Origin of the sequence: Stenotrophomonas sp. YIM B06876, assembly GCF_030711595.1 — a bacterium.
Classification (GTDB): domain Bacteria; phylum Pseudomonadota; class Gammaproteobacteria; order Xanthomonadales; family Xanthomonadaceae; genus Stenotrophomonas.
On record NZ_JAUJUJ010000086.1, the window covers coordinates 1 to 2,998 of the forward strand.

2 protein-coding genes are annotated in these 2,998 nt (G+C 67.8%); both read left to right on the forward strand.

Annotated features, from left to right (window positions below):
- The coding region (locus QZH66_RS14725) for an NADH-ubiquinone oxidoreductase-F iron-sulfur binding region domain-containing protein (RefSeq protein WP_305806673.1) at nucleotides 1-499 on the forward strand (499 nt) is incomplete at its 5' end.
- Nucleotides 500-2,998 (forward strand): molybdopterin-dependent oxidoreductase (locus QZH66_RS14730; RefSeq protein WP_305806674.1); only part of this gene is annotated, 2,499 nt, incomplete at its 3' end.

Here is a 2,998-nt window from a genome sequence, read left to right on the forward strand (position 1 = left end):
CAGTTTCAGCGTCAGCGGCCGGGTGAGGCACCCCGGCGTCAAGCTGGCGCCGGCCGGCATCACGGTGCGGGAGTTGATCGACGAATACTGCGGCGGCATGCAGGACGGCCACCAGCTCTACGCCTACCTGCCGGGCGGCGCCTCGGGCGGCATCTTTCCGGCCAGTCTGGCCGACGTGCCGCTCGACTTCGACACCCTGCAGCCGCACGGCGGCTTCATCGGCTCGGCCGCCGTCATCGTGCTCGGCCAGCACGACAGGGCGCGCGATGCGGCGCTCAACATGATGCGCTTCTTCGCCAACGAGAGCTGCGGCCAGTGCACGCCCTGCCGCGTCGGCACGGCCAAGGCCGCTGCGCTGATGGAGGCGCCGGTCTGGGACCACGCCACGCTGGAGGATTTGAACCAGGTGATGGTGGACGCGTCGATTTGCGGCCTGGGCCAGGCAGCGCCGAACCCGGTGCGCTGCGTGCAGAAATATTTTTCCCATGAGGTGGCCTGAATGAACGCTCCCGCCCGACTTGCCGAAGTGACCGTGCCCACCGTCGCCTTCACGCTCGACCAGCAAACCCTCCACGCTTTCGAGGGTGAAACCATCCTCCAGGCCGCCCGGCGCCACGGCGTAGCGATTCCGCACCTGTGCTACCAGGACGGCCTGCGGCCCGACGGCAACTGCCGCGCCTGCGTGGTCGAGATTGCGGGCGAACGCACGCTCGCGCCCAGCTGCTGCCGCAGCGTGACGCCCGGCATGCAGGTGCAGGCGCAGAGCGAGCGCGCCGTGAAGAGCCAGAAGATGGTGCTGGAGATGCTGCTGTCGGACATGCCCGATGCGGGCTACAAATGGAGCGAAGCCGACGAATCGCTGCAGCACGGCGAGCTCAGCGAATGGGCCGCGCGCATGGATGTCAGCGTGCGGCCCGAACTCCAGACCCTGCGCCGCGAGCAGCCGCCGGCCGACCTGTCGCACCCGGCCATGGCGGTGAACCTGGACGCCTGCATCCAGTGCAAGCGCTGCGTGCGCGCCTGCCGCGAGGAACAGGTCAACGACGTGATCGGCTACGCGCTGCGCGGCGCGCACAGCGCCATCGTGTTCGACCTGGCCGACCCGATGGGCGAGAGCAGCTGCGTGGCCTGCGGCGAATGCGTGCAGGCCTGCCCCACGGGCGCGCTCATGCCCAAGACCCAGATCGGCTCGCAAATCGTCGATAAAAAAGTCGATTCGGTCTGCCCGTTCTGCGGCGTCGGCTGCCTGCTGACCTACAACGTCAAGGACAACAGAATAGTCAGCGTCGAGGGCCGCGATGGCCCGGCCAACCAGAGCCGGCTGTGCGTCAAGGGGCGCTTCGGCTTTGACTACGCGCACAGCCCGCAGCGCCTGACCGTGCCGCTGGTCCGCAAGGCCGGCGTGGCCAAGGACCCGGCGGCGCTGCAGACGCTCAACCGCAACACGGCGGACTGGTCGGCGGTGTTCCGCGAAGCGAGCTGGGAGGAAGCGCTGGCGCTGTCCTCGGGCGCTTTGAGAAACCTGCGCGACACCCACGGCAAGAAGTCGCTGGCCGGCTTTGGTTCGGCCAAGGGCAGCAACGAGGAGGCCTATCTGTTCCAGAAGCTGGTGCGCACCGGCTTTGGCTCCAACAACGTCGACCATTGCACGCGCCTGTGCCATGCGTCGAGCGTGGCGGCGTTGCTCGAAGGCGTGGGCTCGGCGGCCGTGAGCAACCAGGTCAACGACGTGGCGCATGCGGACCTGATCTTCGTCATCGGCTCGAATCCGACGGCCAACCACCCGGTCGCGGCCACCTGGATGAAGAACGCGGCCAAGCGCGGCGCGAAGATCGTGCTGGCCGACCCGCGCGTCACCGACATCGGCCGGCACGCCTGGCGCACGCTGCAGTTCAAGCCCGACACCGACGTGGCCATGCTCAACGCGCTGATCTACACCGTGATCGAGGAGGGCCTGGCGGACCAGGATTTCATCGCCCGGCGCGCCAGCAACTTCGAAGCGCTGAAGGAAAACGTCCAGGGCTACAGCCCCGAGGCCATGGCGCCGATCTGCGGCATCCCGGCGGCCACGCTGCGCGAAGTGGCGCGCGCGTTCGCCCAAGCCAAGGGCGCGATGATTCTCTGGGGCATGGGGGTGAGCCAGCATGTGCACGGCACCGACAACGCACGCTGCCTGATCGCGCTGAGCACGGTGACCGGCCAGATCGGCAAGCCCGGTTCCGGCCTGCACCCGCTGCGCGGCCAGAACAATGTGCAAGGTGCCAGCGACGCGGGCCTGATCCCCATGATGTTCCCCAACTACCAGCGCGTGACGGACAAGTCGGCGCACGCCTGGTTTGAAGATTTCTGGGGCATGGCGCTCGATGACCAGCCCGGCTACACCGTGGTCGAGATCATGGACAAGGCGCTGGCGCCGGATGACGACCCACACAAGGTGCGCGGCATGTACATCATGGGCGAGAACCCGGCCATGAGCGACCCCGACCTGAACCACGCGCGCCATGCGCTGGCCAGTCTCTCGCACCTGGTGGTGCAGGACATCTTCATGACCGAAACCGCCTGGCTGGCCGACGTGGTGCTGCCCGCCACGGCCTGGCCCGAAAAGACCGGCACGGTCACCAACACCGACCGCATGGTGCAGCTCGGCCGGCAGGCCATAGCGCCGCCCGGCCAAGCCAAGCCCGACCTGTGGATCGTGCAGCAGATGGCCGCCGGCATGGGGCTGGACTGGCGCTACGAGGGCGAACACAGTGGCGTAGCAAAGGTCTACGAGGAAATGCGCCAAGCCATGCATGCGGTGATTGCGGGCATCAGCTGGGAGCGGCTGCAGCGCGAGTCCAGCGTGACCTATCCCTGCCTGAGCGAAGACGACCCGGGCGCGCCGACGGTGTTCATCGACCGCTTCGATACCCCGGACGGTCGTGTCAGGCTGGTGCCGGCGGACATCATTCCGGCTGCCGAGCGGCCCGATGCCGACTACCCGTTCGTGCTGATCACC